This is a genomic window from Streptomyces cinnabarinus (assembly GCF_027270315.1).
Taxonomy (GTDB): Bacteria; Actinomycetota; Actinomycetes; order Streptomycetales; family Streptomycetaceae; genus Streptomyces; species Streptomyces cinnabarinus.
Genome location: NZ_CP114413.1, coordinates 7,937,748 through 7,952,885, shown reverse-complemented (window position 1 = coordinate 7,952,885; position 15,138 = coordinate 7,937,748). Strand labels below are relative to the sequence as shown.

General features: G+C 73.0%; 11 protein-coding genes. 4 read left to right on the top strand and 7 right to left on the bottom strand.

What is annotated here, in order from left to right; all coding sequences use genetic code 11:
* Nucleotides 1-11 precede the first annotated feature (11 nt).
* From STRCI_RS35870 to STRCI_RS35845, 6 genes are all read right to left on the bottom strand, one after another.
* Complete coding sequence (locus tag STRCI_RS35870) at nucleotides 12-680, bottom strand: response regulator transcription factor (protein ID WP_269663149.1); 669 nt, start codon at nucleotides 678-680, stop codon at nucleotides 12-14.
* Nucleotides 671-2,449 (bottom strand): histidine kinase, encoded by a 1,779-nt coding sequence (locus STRCI_RS35865; RefSeq protein WP_269663148.1) that lies wholly within the window; start codon nucleotides 2,447-2,449, stop codon nucleotides 671-673. Before STRCI_RS35865 ends, STRCI_RS35870 begins: the two co-directional genes overlap by 10 nt.
* 19 nt (nucleotides 2,450-2,468) lie before the next feature.
* Nucleotides 2,469-3,569, bottom strand: a complete 1,101-nt coding sequence (locus tag STRCI_RS35860; protein WP_269663147.1) for a TRAP transporter substrate-binding protein — start codon at nucleotides 3,567-3,569, stop codon at nucleotides 2,469-2,471.
* A gap of 86 nt (nucleotides 3,570-3,655) precedes the next feature.
* Nucleotides 3,656-5,224: a sensor histidine kinase gene (locus tag STRCI_RS35855; RefSeq protein WP_269663146.1), complete on the bottom strand. Its 1,569-nt coding sequence runs from the start codon at nucleotides 5,222-5,224 to the stop codon at nucleotides 3,656-3,658.
* A 19-nt stretch (nucleotides 5,225-5,243) separates the two neighbouring features.
* On the bottom strand, nucleotides 5,244-5,579 hold the full coding sequence (locus STRCI_RS35850; RefSeq protein ID WP_269663145.1) for a response regulator: 336 nt from the start codon (nucleotides 5,577-5,579) through the stop codon (nucleotides 5,244-5,246).
* A gap of 73 nt (nucleotides 5,580-5,652) precedes the next feature.
* Complete coding sequence (locus STRCI_RS35845) at nucleotides 5,653-6,771, bottom strand: DUF6777 domain-containing protein (protein WP_269663144.1); 1,119 nt, start codon at nucleotides 6,769-6,771, stop codon at nucleotides 5,653-5,655.
* A 195-nt stretch (nucleotides 6,772-6,966) separates the two neighbouring features.
* Between STRCI_RS35845 and STRCI_RS35840 the strand changes: the two genes are divergently transcribed.
* Entirely contained in the window at nucleotides 6,967-7,734 is a 768-nt protein-coding gene (locus tag STRCI_RS35840; RefSeq protein WP_269663143.1) for a calcium-binding protein, read from the top strand.
* A gap of 65 nt (nucleotides 7,735-7,799) precedes the next feature.
* Here the strand turns inward: STRCI_RS35840 and STRCI_RS35835 are convergent, their stop codons facing one another.
* Nucleotides 7,800-9,941 (bottom strand): SpoIIE family protein phosphatase, encoded by a 2,142-nt coding sequence (locus tag STRCI_RS35835; RefSeq protein WP_269663142.1) that lies wholly within the window; start codon nucleotides 9,939-9,941, stop codon nucleotides 7,800-7,802.
* A gap of 254 nt (nucleotides 9,942-10,195) precedes the next feature.
* On the opposite strand from STRCI_RS35835, the gene STRCI_RS35830 reads away from it, so the two are divergent.
* From STRCI_RS35830 to STRCI_RS35820, 3 genes are all read left to right on the top strand, one after another.
* The gene (locus STRCI_RS35830; RefSeq protein WP_269663141.1) at nucleotides 10,196-12,688 is read left to right on the top strand and encodes a SpoIIE family protein phosphatase; all 2,493 of its coding nucleotides are present in this window, start codon (nucleotides 10,196-10,198) and stop codon (nucleotides 12,686-12,688) included.
* Nucleotides 12,689-12,912: 224 nt separating this feature from the next.
* Nucleotides 12,913-13,920, top strand: coding sequence for an NADP-dependent oxidoreductase (locus tag STRCI_RS35825; protein WP_269663140.1), 1,008 nt, complete (start codon nucleotides 12,913-12,915; stop codon nucleotides 13,918-13,920).
* Nucleotides 13,921-13,946: 26 nt separating this feature from the next.
* Nucleotides 13,947-14,999 (top strand): alcohol dehydrogenase catalytic domain-containing protein, encoded by a 1,053-nt coding sequence (locus STRCI_RS35820; RefSeq protein WP_269663139.1) that lies wholly within the window; start codon nucleotides 13,947-13,949, stop codon nucleotides 14,997-14,999.
* The last annotated feature ends 139 nt before the right edge of the window (nucleotides 15,000-15,138 follow it).

The following is a 15,138-nucleotide window of genomic DNA, read 5'->3' as shown; positions in this document are numbered from 1 at the left end:
CGGGGATGCCGTCACGGCTGCCGCAGGGCGTCCGGATGGGCGCGCAGATAGGTGAGCACGACCTGGACCCGCCGGTGCGCGTCCGCGTGGTCGGCGAGGCCCAGCTTCTGCAACACCCGGGTCACATGGGCCTCGACCGTGCGCTCGGTGATGAACAGCCGCATCCCGATGGCCTTGTTGGACAGCCCTTCGGCGACCAGCCCGAGCACCTCGTGCTCGCGCGGCGACAACTCCTGGAGCGGGTCGGGGCGGCGTCGGCGGCTCATCAGCCGACTGACGATGGCGGGGTCGATCACCGTCTCGTCGTCGCGGATCCGGCGCAGTGCGTCGGTGAGGACCGCCACGTCGGACACCCTCTCCTTCAGCAAGTACCCGACGCCTTCGGGGCGTTCCTCGATGAGCCGGAGCGCGTAGCTGGGCTCGATGTACTGGGAGAGCACCAGCACCCCGGTCCCGGGCTGCTCGGCCCGGATGCGCTGGGCCGCGACGAGTCCTTCGTCGGTGTGGGTGGGCGGCATGCGGATGTCGACGACCACGGCGTCCGGTCGCGCCACGCGGGTCCGGGCGATCAGGTCGTCCCCGTCCTCGGCCTGTCCCACGACGTCGTGTCCGGCGTCCTGGAGCAGCCGGGCGATTCCCTCCCGGGTGAGCATCGTGTCGTCGGCCACGACTAATCGCATGGAAACCCCGCCCGTGTGCCGTCCTGCGTGTTCTCGATCCACCCGCCCAGCGCGCCGACCCGGTCGGCGACCCGATCGTACGGGTCGAGCGTCACTCCTTGTAGATGAACGACCACAATCGGCTCGTCCCGCTCGACACGGACCTCGACGAAGGGCGCCCCCTGGCGCTGAGCGGCGTCCACGGCCGCGCCGACGACGGCGTACACCGCCCGCTCGACGGGGTGCGGCAGCCGCTCCGGCGGCACGGCCTCGATCCGCACAGGTACGGTCGCCCGGTCGGCGAGCGTCCACAGCGCGGGCTCCAGTCCCCCTTCGTACAGGACGACGGGGAAGATGCCGTGGGCCGTCTCGCGCAGCTCGGCCAGGACCGCGAGCGCCTCGTCCACGGCGGCCGCCAGCTCGGGGGCCCGTGGATCACCGGCGGCCGCCGCGGCGCTGTGTGCGAGCCGCAGTTCGTAGGTGACGGCCAGCAGCCACTGCTGGGCGCCGTCGTGCAGATCGCGTTCGAGGCGGCGCCGGGCCTCGTCGCCGGTCTCGACGATGCGGGCGCGCGCTGACCGGAGCTGGGCGAGCCGGGCCAGCAGGGAGGCCCGCAGCCGCTCGTTGTCGATGGCGAGCCGGGCCGCGGAGCCGATCTGCTGCTCCAGCTGCTTGTCGTGGGCGTCGGCCCGGTGGTGCACGACGACCGCGATCGGCTCGCCGCCCCGGTGGATCGCGGTCACCACCCGCTCGCGATCGGCCGCGGGCGATGCCGGGGCGCCGGTGGCGTCGACGTACTCGTCGGATTCCGGCAGCCGGTACAGCACCTCCAGCCGGGTGTCGCCGAGGGCGTCGGCCAGGGCCGCCCGGAGCGAACCGGGCGGTGGGGCGGCCCCCAGTCCTGCGGCCAGCCGGGCGACCGCGATCCGGCGGCGGCGCTGGCGCACGGCCCACCGGGCGAGGCCGAGGACGACCAGGGTCAGGGCGGCGGCCCGAGCGACGAACAGCCCGGCGAAGGGTTGCCGGGCCGGGTCCTCCGCCCGGTGCGCGAGGAGCGTGGCGGCGTACGCGGCCTCGGCGAGGGCCGCGACGGCGACGGGTATCAGGACGTACGACCGCCGTGTGTGCCGTACGCCCCGGGTGGCGACGGCGTCCGCCGCCACCGCCAGAGCGAGCAGCACGCCCACCGCGACGACGAACACCGCGGACGCCGCCTGCACCGCTCGGGTCAGACCGGGGTCGGCGTGCAGCACAGTCGGCCCGGCGACGCACACGCGCCAGCAGTGCGGGTCCAGATACGGATCGTAGAAGAGCAGCAGGCCCGCACCGACCGCGCCCGCCGAGGCGTGGGCGGCGACGGTCAGCGCCCGTCCGTGGGGGACCGGTCGCGCGGCCACGGCGAGGTGCAGGAGCGCCGCCACCGCGAACGGCGTTACGGCCAGGGCGATCACGCGCAGCAGCGCCGGCCCCTCCCCGGGCGCGTGCAGCAGCGAGCGCACGGGCGTCTCGCCCTGCCAGCCCGCCCACAGCGGCGCCAGCCAGACAACTCCCAGCAGCAACAGGGGCAGTTGGGCTTGGGTGAGCGGGGGGCGCCGCAAGATCTGCGCGGCCGCGAGCAGACCCAGCCCCGGCAGGAGTGAGAGTACCGCGAACGGTGTGGACATCCGCGCGTACGACGTCACCGACGCGGTGCCGACGGCCATGACGGTGGCGGCACCGGCCGCGTAGGCCGACATCGTCACGAACACCACTGCCCGTGCGGTTGCCGGGCGCGGCAGACGTACGGGCACGGCACTCCCCCTCGGTGCGCTACCGGGCCCGCTGGGCCAGGCAGTCGGCGGGCACGTCGAGGGCCGGCTGCCGGGGCAGCCTCGCCTTCAGCCGCTCGATCTCCGCGATGAAGGACTTGGTGCGCCCGTCCTGCCCGAGACGAGCGTATTCCGGCCGCAGAGCGTCCCGCAGTCCCTTCAGGTCGGCCGCGGAGGCCAGGGCGAACCGGACCCCGGACTCGCACAGCTGCACGACCAATTCGCCGTCCTGGTCCGACAGTTGCGGCGAGCGGCGGGCCGCGTCCGCGGCAGCCTCGCGCAGCCAGTCGCGCTGCGCGCCGGTCAGTCCGCCGAGCAGATCGGTGTCGGCGATCAGCGCGGCCGTCTGCGGCCACAGGTGGACGTTGGCCGTGATGTACGGGGCGCGCAGGGCGTAGTTGTTGATGTGGTGGCCGATGAGGTACATCTCGAATCCGTCGATCCGGCCCTGTTCCAGGGCCCGGTCGCGGATCGGGCCCATCCCTTCGAACGGCTCGGCACCGAGGCCGCGCAGAGCGCTCGACTGCGCTTCGGAGCGGGCCGTGCCGAAGGCGATCCCCCGCCAGTCCGCCGGTCCGAGCAGCGGCTTGCGCACCCCCACCGGCCTGCGCAGCCCATCGGCCAGAAGCGCCAGTCCCGTGACGCCGAGCGGCTTGAGATCCGGCAGCATCCGCTCGGGAATGCCGCTGTCGAGGACGGCACGCTGCAGGGCGTGGCTGTCGACGAGCAGCGGCGCGGTGAGTGCCTGGAACCCCCGTACCCCCAGCGAGTCGAAGGCCCGGGTGCCCGCCCAGCCGAGGTCGGCCCTGCCCGCCGCCACGTCCCGGACCACGCGCTGTTCGGAATCGACGGCGAAGTCCCCCCACTCGTGGGCCACTTCGATGCGCAGCGCCCCGCCGGACACCTCGTCCACCCGGTCGACGAAGTACGCCACGGCCGGTTCGTAGTCCAGGTTGGCGTAGCCGTTCGCGAGCGTGAGCACCCGCGGAGCGCCCGGCCCCCCGGCCTTGTCCCCCTGCCCGTCCGCCGTCGTGCAACCCGCCGCCACGACCGCCGCCAGCACCGCCGCGGCGCTCCGGCGACCCCACCGCCTCATGCTCATCCGGGCCCCCCTTCAGGCATGCACCGACCGTAGGCTCCTGGTGTCGTCCTGGCATCGTTGCCGGCACGGATGCCGGGTCCGCCCGTTCATCGGCGGGTGAGGGGAATGCGGGCCGAAAGGACGCTCCCCGTCCCCCGGTCGGAGACGAGACCGAACGTGCCGCCGAGCGCCTCGACGCGGTCGGCGAGCCCCTTCAGACCGCTGCCGAGGCCCGGGTCGGCACCACCGACGCCGTCGTCCCGTACGGTGATCAGGACCGCGGTGTCCGCGCGCCGCACCTCGACCTCGGCCCGGGACGCTTCCGCGTGCTTGACCACGTTCGTCAGCGCCTCCGCGACGGCGTAGTAGACGGCAGCCTCGAACTCCGCGGCGAAGCGCTCGTCGACCACGTCGAGCCGGACCGGCAGCGCCTGGCGCGCCGCCAGGGTCGTCAGGGCGCTGTTCAGCCCGTCGCCCAGTTCGCGCGGATGCAGTCCGAGGGCGAGCGTGTGCAGTTCGGCCATGGTGTTGTCGAGGCGGTCGGTGGCCCGCGCGAGGGCCTCGGCTCCGGGACCATCCGGCTCCGTGCCGAGCGCGTGCAGCGTCTCGCGGAGGGCGGTCAGGCGCTGCTGGGGGCCTTCGTGCAGCCGTCGTTCCAGCTGCCGCCGTTCCCCGTCGGCGGCGAACAGCAGGCGTCGCCGGGAGGCTTTCACCTCGTCTATCTGCGCGCGCAGTTCGGCATGCAGGGCGGCGTGCGCGGCGGTCAGCCGGGTCGCGGACTCCACGGCCGCCACGAGGGCCGGGTCGTCGAGTACCGCCGGGTCGTGGACGAGGACCGCGAAGGCGTGACCGTCCCGCTCGATCCGTGTCACCGTACGGCCGTCCGCCGCGCCCGGCAGCGCCACGGGCCGCCCGGACGGGTCGAGGTACGTCCCGTGGGACGCCTGCCAGTAGCCGACCACCAGCGAGTCGTCGTCGAGGGCCCGCACCAGGGCGTCACGCAGCAACCCGGAGCGGTGCTCCCCGAGTTCCACGACGAGGTCGGTCACCGTCGCGGGTTCGGACCGCCCGCGGGCGCCCTGGGCCGCCAGTACCGCGACCGCGCACAGGGCGGCCTCGTACAGCCACAGGGCGGGCGTCATGGCGGCGGAGGCCGCGCCCACGGCAAGCCGTGCCGCGGCGCCCGATGCCAGCGCGGTGCACAGGGCCGTACCGGCCCACAGGACGACGCGGCGGTGCCGTGCTCCGCGGCCGCGCGTGCGGGTGTGCTCATGGAGGAGCAGGCCCATGACTGCCGCCGACAGCACGAGGGTTGCGGCATCGTGCCGCCACCAGTTCCCGATGGATGCCGCATAGCCGACCGCGACACCGGCAAGCGCGGGGCGGGAGCGCGGCCACAGGCCGGGGTGGGCGAGGAGCAGGTGGATCAGGGCTCCCCGGTGCCAGAACAGCAGTGTCCCGGGCTGGAGGTTGGCCGCGAACCACGCCACGGAGGTCAGCGCGAGCAGGCCCGCGGCTCCGCGCGCCCTTGGCCCGACCCGGCAGGCGGCCCCGGCGAACGTGACGCCGACGACGAGGTCGGGGGCCCATCGCCCGGGCTGGTCCCAGCCGAAGGCGAGGGACTCGGAGACGATGCCGAAGCCGGTCACGGCCGCCATCGCCAGGACGGCGGCCATGACCGGCCAATGGGCCGCCCTAGGCGAGAAGAAGGCGCAGCGCGGCACCGGACAGCTCACTCTTCAACAGGAAGCCACGCACGGGGGCACGGTCGACGCGCGGGCCGTAGGTGACGGCGGGACGGCTGGAGACCAGGACGACCTGGGGCGGATCGGCCAGCCGCGCGAGCCGGCCGGCCACCTCGAACCCGTCGATGTCGGGCAACCGGACGTCCAGCACGACCAGTTCGGGGCCGTACCGGTCGGCGGCCCGCACCCCGTCCACGCCCGTGGCCGACTCGGCGACAACCACGAACCCGTCCGCCTCCAGCAGGAGCCGCGCCGAGGCCCGGAACGCCTCATGATCATCGATCACGAGCACCGTCTCCCTCACCGAGGCATCGTCCCACGCCCATGAGCGATCCTCCCTCGGACGCTCTTCGTCCCGGTCAACCGCCCGTCCCGTCAACGGAGTCCGCGGCCGGGGCACCCTCCACGCCGTCGGCGGAGGGGACGGAGCCGTCCGTGGGCCCGTCCGTCACCGGAGCGTCGGTGACCAGGGGTGGACCGCTCGCCACGACGAGGGTCACCACGGAGTCGGGCAGGGCGGTTTCGCCGGGCAGCGGACTCTGGGCGATGACCGTGCCGGGTACCTGGGCGTCGGACACCTCCTCGGTCGTCTCGGAGAGCAGTCCCTGACTCTCCAGCAGCTCACGCGCCTCGTCGACCTGCATGCCCGTGACGTCGGGGAGCGTGGCCGAGGTCGGTGTCTCCTCGGACGACGGTTCGCCGGTCGGTGACGGCGACTCGGGCAGGACCTCGTCGTCGGTGCCGTCGGAGCCTGCCCCGCGGGCCAGACCGGTGTCCGGGTCCTCGACGTCGACGAGTTCGTACACCTCCACGGGCTCCTCCTCCGGTGCGGGCCTCACCTTGGTCATCTTCTTCTCGTCGTACGAGGCCCACTTCTTGTTGTCGCCCTTGAACTCCACCCGTGCGCCACCGATGTCGCGGTCGTAGGCGGCGAGCGGGTTGCCGCAGCTGCACTGCACGGCCGGTCGCCCCAACTCGTCGACCAGGACGGCGATGCCCGCTTCGAGCAGCGCGTAGAACTCCGTGGCCTTGCCCTTGGCGTAGTCGTGGTTCTTGACGAGCGTGTCGCCCCGCAGCAGTACGGGCGTCAGCTTGCTCACGTAGCCGGGGATCTCACGCACGCTGCCGAGCTTCTGGACCCTGGCCCACTCCTCGGCCTTGCGACGGTTCTCCGGCCTGCCCAGAAAGTCGACGAGTTTCGCCTTGTCGCAGCGGGCGGAGTCCTTGGCCCCGCCGTACAGTCCGGGTTCGTCGCCCCGTACTTCACCACCGATCCTGCTGAGCGCCTCGCCCAGGGCTATGTCCGCCCCGAGGCCCATCGCCTTCTTGAAGAAGGGAGATGCCGTCGGCACCCCGCGCGCGACGGCCTGCACCGCGATCCGGCCGGCGCCGGCGCACGCCGTCGCCATCAGTGCGCCGACGACCACAACCACCACGAGCGCGACAAGACCGTGCGCCCTCCCCCGAGTTCGTTTCATGATCGCTCGTCTGCTTCCTTCCGCACGTGGATCCACGGCCGCCGGACGACGCGCCGCGGTGACGTCAGTGTGGAAGGGGAACAGACGGCGGCACATCCGTGCAGGCACGGTAAGAAGTCCGTACAACTCGATGATGTCCTCGCGGGTCTCCCTCACCGTCCGGGCCATAATCCGGCCCCAAGTGCCGGGAGAACCATGCACAAGCGCTCCGCGACGGTCGTCACCCTCGCTCCCCTGGTCGTCCTCGCCGCCGTGGCACCCGCCGCGCACGCCGACACGACCGTGGGGGACGCCCGCATCACGTCCGTCACCTTCGGCAAGGCGACCACCGGCGTCGGCGCCACGCTCGGGGCATCGGTCGGCGTCACGCTGACCGCTACGGACGACTCCGGCATCGACAGCGTCATCGGCCCCAAGATCGTCGGCCCCGACGGGCTGGTCATCCGTCCCACCCGCAAGGCGTGCACCGTGCAGAGCGCGACCACGGTGCAGTGCGTCTACAGCTTCCCGCTCTCGCCGGACGGCACGGACGCACAGGACCTGCGGAACAGTTCGGCGGGCGCCTGGCACTTCGAGGCCAAGGCCGTGGCCGCCGACGGCGACTCCCACCACGTGTCACCGGGCGTACCGCTGAGCGTCAAGCGGCACGCCACGCTGGTGGCCGCCCAGGCCACGCCCGAGCCGGTCGGCAAGGGCGACAAGCTCACCGTCACGGGCTGGCTCCGGCGGGCCGACTGGGACACCAACGTGTGGGACGACTACGCGGGCAAGTCGGTGGCTCTCCAGTTCCGCAAGTCCGGTACCGACACCTTCACCACCGTCAAGAAGGTCACCACCGACAGCCTGGGTGAGCTGCGCACCACGGTCACCGCGAACAGCTCCGGCACCTGGCGCTGGCGGTTCACCGGCAACACCGTCGCCACGGGTGCGACATCGCAGGGCGACCGGGTCGTGGTGAGCTAGCGACCGAGCCTCACGGGCTGCCGTGGTCGCGGCCCCCGACTGGCCTCGCGGTGAACGGACTCGGGCTACAGGATCTCCTGCTCCACCCAGATGACCTTGCCGTCCGCGGTGTAGCGCGTACCCCAGCGTCGCGACAGCTGTGCCACGAGGAACAGGCCACGCCCGCCCTCGTCCAGGGTGCGGGCGTGCTGCAGTCGTGGGGAGACGGTGCTGGTGTCGAAGACCTCGCAGGTCAGGACGGACTCGCGGATCAGCCGCAGCCGGATGGGGCCCGAGGCGTAGCGGATGGCGTTGGTGACCAGTTCGCTCACCAGGAGCTCCGTGGTGAACACCATGTCGCCCAGGCCCCAGGCTTCGAGGCACCGCCCCGCCACCGCACGCGCGCCGGACACGGCCGCCGGGTCGGAGGCGATGTCCCAAGAGGCCACCCGGTCGGCCCCGAGCCCGTGGATGCGAGCGATCAGCAGGGCCACGTCGTCGTCCCGCCCCTCGACCTCCAGCGTGCTCTGCACCTCGCCGCACATGTCCTCGACCGGCCGGTCGGGATCGGCCAGGGCCGCGCGGAGCCGCTCCAGACCGACGTCCGGGTCCTGCCCGCGGACCTCGAACAGGCCGTCGGTGTACAGCGCGAGCAGGCTTCCCTCGGCCAGCTCGATCTCCGCGGACTCGAACGGCAGACCGCCCAGACCGAGCGGCGGGCCCGGCGGGAGGTCGGGGAGGAACACCGACCGGTCGGGGCCCACGACCGCGGGCGGCGGATGACCGGCCCGCGCCATGACACAGGTGCGGGCCACCGGATCGTAGACCGCGTACAGACAGGTCGCGCCGAGTTCCGACGGTGCCTGTCCGCGCTCCTCCGGGGAGTCCTCGGCGATGAGCCCCAGCATCAGATCGTCGAGATGGGCCAGGATCTCCTCGGGCGGCAGATCGAGATCGGCCAGGGTGCGTACGGCGGTGCGCAGCCGGCCCATCGAGGCCGCCGCGTTGATGCCGTGTCCGACCACATCTCCGATCACCAGGGCGACGCGGGCCCCGGAGAGCGGGATGACGTCGAAGAAGTCACCGCCCACGCCTCCGCCGGAGGGCAGATAGCGCGTCGCCACCTCGACCGTCGCGTGCGCCGCGATCCGGCGGGGCAGCAGGAAGCGCTGCAAGGCCAGCGCGGTGTTGCGTTCCTTGGTGTACTGGCGGGCGTTCTCGACGCCGAGTGCGGCCCGTCCGACGATCTCGTCGGCCACCAGGAGGTCGTCCTCGTCGAAGCCCTCGCGCGGGGCACGTCGGAGCAGGGTCGTCATCCCCACCACCCGGCCGTGCGTCCTGACCGGGACCAGCAACAGCGCGCACGGACCGAGGTCCGCCGCCGCCGGGCCGAGCAGTGCGTCGGCGGCGATCCAGCCTTCGCACCCCTGCCGGGACAGGGCCTCTCGGTGCGGGGTTCCGCCGGCCAGGCAGCGCGCGCCGGGTGAGTCCGGCGGGTACTGCACCGGACGCCCGGCCGCCGCGATCCCCTCCGGCGCGTCGCCGTCGGCGCTGCGGACGGCGACCCGCCGCAGCCGCTGGCCGCCGGACAGCGCCCGGTCGAGGGGCTCGCCCTGGAGGACGGAGTCGAGGAGGTCCACGGTGATCAGATCGGCCAGGTCCGGAACACAGACCTCGGCCAGCCCCTCGGCGAGACGGAAGACGTCGAGCGTCCTGGCCGTCCAGGCGCCGACCCGGCTCAGCAGGGCGAGACGTTCCCGGGCACGCCATCGGTCGGTGACATCGAGGACCATGTAGCCGACACCCCGCACGACCCCCGTGTCGTCCGCCAGCCGGAAGAAGGACGTGGAGTAGGCGTGTTCCCGGTCGGGGTCGGCGCTGGTGCGGCCGTGGTACTCGACATCGACGGCGGGGCACCCGGTCTCCAGCACTTCCCGCATGACCGACTCGATGGCCGCCGCGTCGAGCCGTGGCAGCACATCGCTCAGCCGCTTGCCCATGCGCTCCTCGCGGGCCACGCCCCCGAGCCGTTCCAGGGCGTCGTTGATCCAGACATAGCGCAGGTCGGTGTCCATGACGGCCATGCCGATCGGGGACCGGGCCAGGAACTGCCCCACCAGGGAGTGACCGATCTGCCACTCTCCACTTCCGTCGTCGGCGCGATCCGTCCAGGAGCCCGAGGACGCCGCGGGCGGGTCCTGCGCCCGGCCTTGGTCGCTGGTGTTCATCGCTGCCTCGCCCCTGGCCGCTCCCGGCCGATGAGGCCGTCCTCTCCAGGATGGCATCGCGATTCCAGGATGACACCGCGATCGGGCCCCGGCACGGGTGGGCCAGGTGCGCCGCGGCCGGGCCGTTCAGGGCGCCCGCGGGGCCGCCCCGCGCCGGAGACCTCCGGGGTTTCACCCGGTGCCCTTCCGTACGAGAATGGTGCAGACGCCTCACGCACGGATGCCGCGCCGCCGGTGCGGTGATCGGGGGCAGCATGTCGTCCACGGACCATGGCTCGGGTGCGCGCCCCTTCGGCACGACAAATGCCGAGAGGGCGGCGGAGCGCGACGACGCGCTGGTGGACGCGGTCCTCAGGGCCGTGGAAGTGAGCGGGGCGCACGCAGCGAGCGTCTTCCTGGTCTCGGCCGACGGCAGTGCGCTGGTGCTGGCCGCGGCGGCGGGAATGCCACCCTCGCTGCTGGGTGGGTGGCGGCGGATCGCGGTCAACAGCCCGATTCCGGTCGCGGAGGCGTTCCGCGTCGGGCGGACGGTCCATCTCACCGACGCCGAAGCGACCGTACGGCGGTTTCCCCAGCTCGCCATCGCCGTGCCGTATCCGTTCGGCTCGGCCTCCGTACCGGTGGCGGCGGGGCGGGACGTCCTGGGTGCGCTGGCGGTGGTGTGGGCCGCCCAGTCCGGCGGTCAGGGGCTGTCCAAGGCCCAGCGGCGGCACCTGCGCACCACGGCCGGCCGCCTGGGCACCGCGCTGGCCCGGCTCGGGGCGGGCGACGCCGACGCGGGCAGCGGCACCCCGCAGGCTCCGCTGGAGATCCCGATCCCGGCCGCCTCCGCCGTACGGGTCGGCCTGTTCGACTGGGACGTGAGCACCGGGCGGCTGACGGCGGACGCCACGGCGTGCGCGATCTTCGGTCTGAAGCCCGACGAGTTCGACGGGCGGGCGGCGACGCTGGCGGCTCAGGTGCACCCGGCGGACCGGCAGGCCTTCCGGGCCGCCGGCCGGGCCGCGGTGCGCAACGGCCGTGTGCTGGCCCGGTGCGTCCGCATCCCGGAGACGGGCGGCGGGCACCGCACGATCGAGCTGTGGGGCCGGGTGCCCACCGGCCATGGACGCGCGGGCGCCGCGTCCCACGTGGTGGGCGGCGTGCTCGACCTGGGCAGCGGGATGGCCGCCGCGGCAGCGCTGGAGCGGCTGGCGGACGGCTTCTTCGCGCTCGACCGGGACGGGCGCGTCACCTACGCCAATCACCGTCTGGTGCGGCTGGTGCACACGCGCCGCGGTGATCTGGTGGGGCGGCGCCCCTGGGAGGCGCTGCCGTGGCTGGCGGATCCCGCCTTCGAGGACCGGTTCCGGGCCGCCCAGGTCTCCCAGCAGCCCGTCTCGTTCCTCGCCCGCGGCCCGCACGAGCGGCTGCTGTTCTCGTTGCGGCCGGACACGCAGGGCACGACCGGGTGGGTGACCCCGGCGGCGGATCCCGGCCCGGCCACGGCCGGTGCCCGGCCCGGCCCGGATTCCGCGGGCGGCCCCGCGCCGACCCGTCCGGGGGCCCTCTACCGCATCCTGGAGATGAGCAGCGCGCTCACCGAGGCGGTCACGGCTCTGGACGTCTGCCGCGTGGTGGCCGACCAGCTGCTGCCCGCGTTCGGTGGCCATCGGCTCGCCGCCTATGTGGTGCGCGAGGGACGCCTGTACCTGCTGTGCCAGCGCGGCTATCACGAGAGCTTCCTGGACCGGTTCGAGGGCATCTCCCTGCGGCAGACCTGGGGGCCCGTGACCGGATCGCTGGCCGGCGGCACCCCGCTGTTCATCGAGACACCGGAAGAACTGGCGCGGGCCTACCCCGAGTTGGAGGCCCAGTCGCGCTCCTTCGGGTTCCTGCCGCTGCTCGCCTCCAGCCGGCCCGTGGGAGCCCTCGTCCTCGGCTTCGACGAGGAGCACCGGTTCACCGGCGAGGAGCGCAGTGTGCTGACCGCGCTCAGCGGCCTGATCGCCCAGGCGCTGGAGCGGGCCCGGCTCTACGACGCCAAGAACGCCCTGGCCCACGGCCTGCAGCACGCCCTGCTCCCGCACGAGTTGCCCAATCTGCCCGGGGTCAGCGTGACCGGCCGGTACCTGCCCGCCACCGCGTGGATGGACATCGGCGGCGACTGGTACGACGTGATCGGCACCGACCACGGCATCGCCCTGGTCGTCGGCGACGTCGAGGGCCACAACGTCGCCGCCGCGGCCACCATGGGGCAACTCCGCAGCGCGGTGCGGGCGTTCGCCTCCGCGGACCTGCGGCCCAGCGAGGTGGTGGCCGCCACCAACCGGCTCCTGATCGACCTCGGCCCCGGCCCCCTCGCCAGCTGCTGCTACATCCTGCTCGATCCCGCCACGGGCATCGCCCATGTGGTCCGCGCCGGCCACTGCCCGCCCCTGCTGCACCGGCCCGACGGCCGCACCGAGACCGTCGACCCGCCCGGCGGACCGCTCCTCGGCATCGACCGCGACGCCGACTATCCGCAGGCCCACCTGGCCCTGTCGCCGGGGTGCCTGCTGGCCCTCTACACCGACGGGCTGGTCGAGACCCGGGACGCGGACATCACCACCGGCATCGACCGGCTGCGCACCCGGCTCGCCCACGCCGACACCGACTCGCTGGACAAACTCGCCGACGCCCTCCTGCACAGCGCCAAGCACGCCCCGAACCGCACCGACGACATCGCGCTCCTCCTCACCGAGTACACCCACGCGGTCGGGATGTGATCTGCCGCGTGGCCGGATCCCCTACGTGACACGGCAGGGGCCGTATCGCGCCATCCGGCTTGTCGCCACCGGCGTCTCTTGCCTCCCGCGCCTCGGCCCCGTACGCTCACCGCTCATACCGACCGGCTGGTATGCCGCGTAACCGCCTCGGTCCACGACCACGGGCGACCTGCCGATCGGCACGCGCCGCCAGTCCCCCGCGACCGTCCGAGGAGCCGCCGAAGATGAGCACGATCAACCACCAGGTGCGCCTGGCCGCCCGTCCCGTGGGAGAGCCGCAGCCCGCCGACTGGCAGCACGTGGAGGAGCCGGTCGGGCAACCGGGCGACGGGGAGTTCCTGGTTCAGGTGCTGGCTCTGTCGATCGACCCGGCGATGCGCGGCTGGATGAACGCGGGCCGGTCCTACATACGCCCGGTGGAGATCGGTGAGGTCATGCGCGCCGGTGCGGTGGGACGCGTGATCGCCTCCCAGCACCCCGGGTTCGCGGTCGGGGACCATGTGTCGGGCTCCTTCGGCGTGCAGGAGTACTGCGTGACGAACGGGCTGGGCGTCACCAAGGTCGACCCGGCGGCGGCCCCCCTTCCGACGTACCTCGGCACGCTCGGCATGTCGGGCCTGACGGGCTACTTCGGGCTGATCGACATCGGCCGCCCCGAGCCGGGCCAGACGGTCGTCGTCTCCGGTGCGGCGGGCGCGGTCGGCAGTGTCGTCGGCCAGATCGCCAAGATCCTGGGCTGCCGGGTCATCGGCATCGCCGGTGGCGAGGCCAAGTGCCGGATGATCGTCGACGAACTCGGCTTCGACGCCGCGATCGACTACCGCAGCGAGGACGTCCGCAAAGAGCTGCGCCGGCACGCCCCCGACGGGGTCGACGTGTACTTCGACAACGTCGGCGGCGAGATCCTGGACGCCGTGCTGCTGACCCTGGCGCGCGGTGCCCGCATCATCGTCTGCGGCGCGATCTCCCAGTACAACAGCACCAAGCCGCAGGGCCCCGCCAACTACCTCTCCCTGCTGGTCAACCGGGCCACCATGACCGGCATGGTCGTCTTCGACTACGCCGACCGCTACGCCGAGGGCATCACGCAGATGGCCACGTGGCGGGCGGAGGGCAGGCTCAAGTCCCTTGAGGACGTGGTCTCCGGCGGCGTGACCGACTTCCCCGACACCCTGATGCGCCTGTTCCGCGGTGAGAACCACGGCAAGCTCGTGCTGAAGATCGCGGACTGAGCGGGCGACGGGGACGGAGCACCGAGATGAAAGCACTGAGCTACCACGGCCGTCATGACATCCGCTACGGCGACGTCCCCGACCCGGCCGTCACCAGCCCCACCCACGCGGTCGTCCAGGTGACCACGGCCGGTATCTGCGGCAGCGACCTGCACATCTACCACGGCAATCCCTTCAGCCCGGAACTGGGCTACACACCAGGCCACGAATGCGTCGGCGTGGTCGTCGAGACCGGCGACCAGGTCACCCGCTTCAGGCCCGGCGACCGGGTCCTCGTACCCGCCTCGGCCGGTTGCACCCAGTGCCGGTCGTGCGCGGCCGGGTTCACCGCCCGGTGCGAGCGCGCCAAGACCAGTACGGAGCTCTGCTACGGCGTCAGCCCCCAACTCCCCGGCAGCCAGGCCCAGGCCCTCGCGGTGCCGTACGCCGACATCAATCTGGTGGCCCTGCCCGAGGGGATCTCCGACGAGGCCGCCGTCGTCCTGACGGACAACGCCCCGACGGCCTGGTACGGCTGCCGCCGCGCCCGGATCCAGCCCGGCGAGACCGTCCTGGTCATCGGCCTCGGCCCGGTCGGACTGATGGCCGCGCAGTCCGCCTTCGCGATGGGCGCCGCGCGCGTGCTCGGGGCGGACCTGGTCGCCGAGCGCCGCGCCTTCGCCGCGGGCTTCGGGGTCGAACCGGTCGAGGGTGACGACGCGAAGGCCGCCGTGCGGGAGATGACCGGCGGACGCGGACCGGACGCGGTGGTGGAGGCCGTCGGCTCGGACGCCACCATCGACCTGGCCCTCAAGTCCGTCCGGCAGGCCGGCCGGGTCAGCGTCATCGGAGTCAGCCAGAACAAGGCGTTCCCCTTCCACATGGGGCTGGCGCAGATCAAGGAACTCGAGTTCGCCATCGGGCTCTGCTCGATCCACTACGAACTCCCCACCCTGATCGCCCTCGCCCAGGCCGGCCGGATCCAGCCGGAGGTCGTGGTGTCCCACCGCTTCCCCCTCTCCCAGGGCCCCGCGGCATACGAACTGTTCGCCGACCGCTCCGACGGGGTCCGCAAGATCCTCCTCGATCCCACCGGCTGACCGATTCGGTCAATTTCCCTACCCGTCAGTAGACACGGGCCGTTCTGAATGGAACGCTCGCTCCAGAACACGCAGACCGCTTGCGTCGCACGAGCCGCGCACCTCGCACCATGCACACCGGCAAGTCCTAGTACGCCCG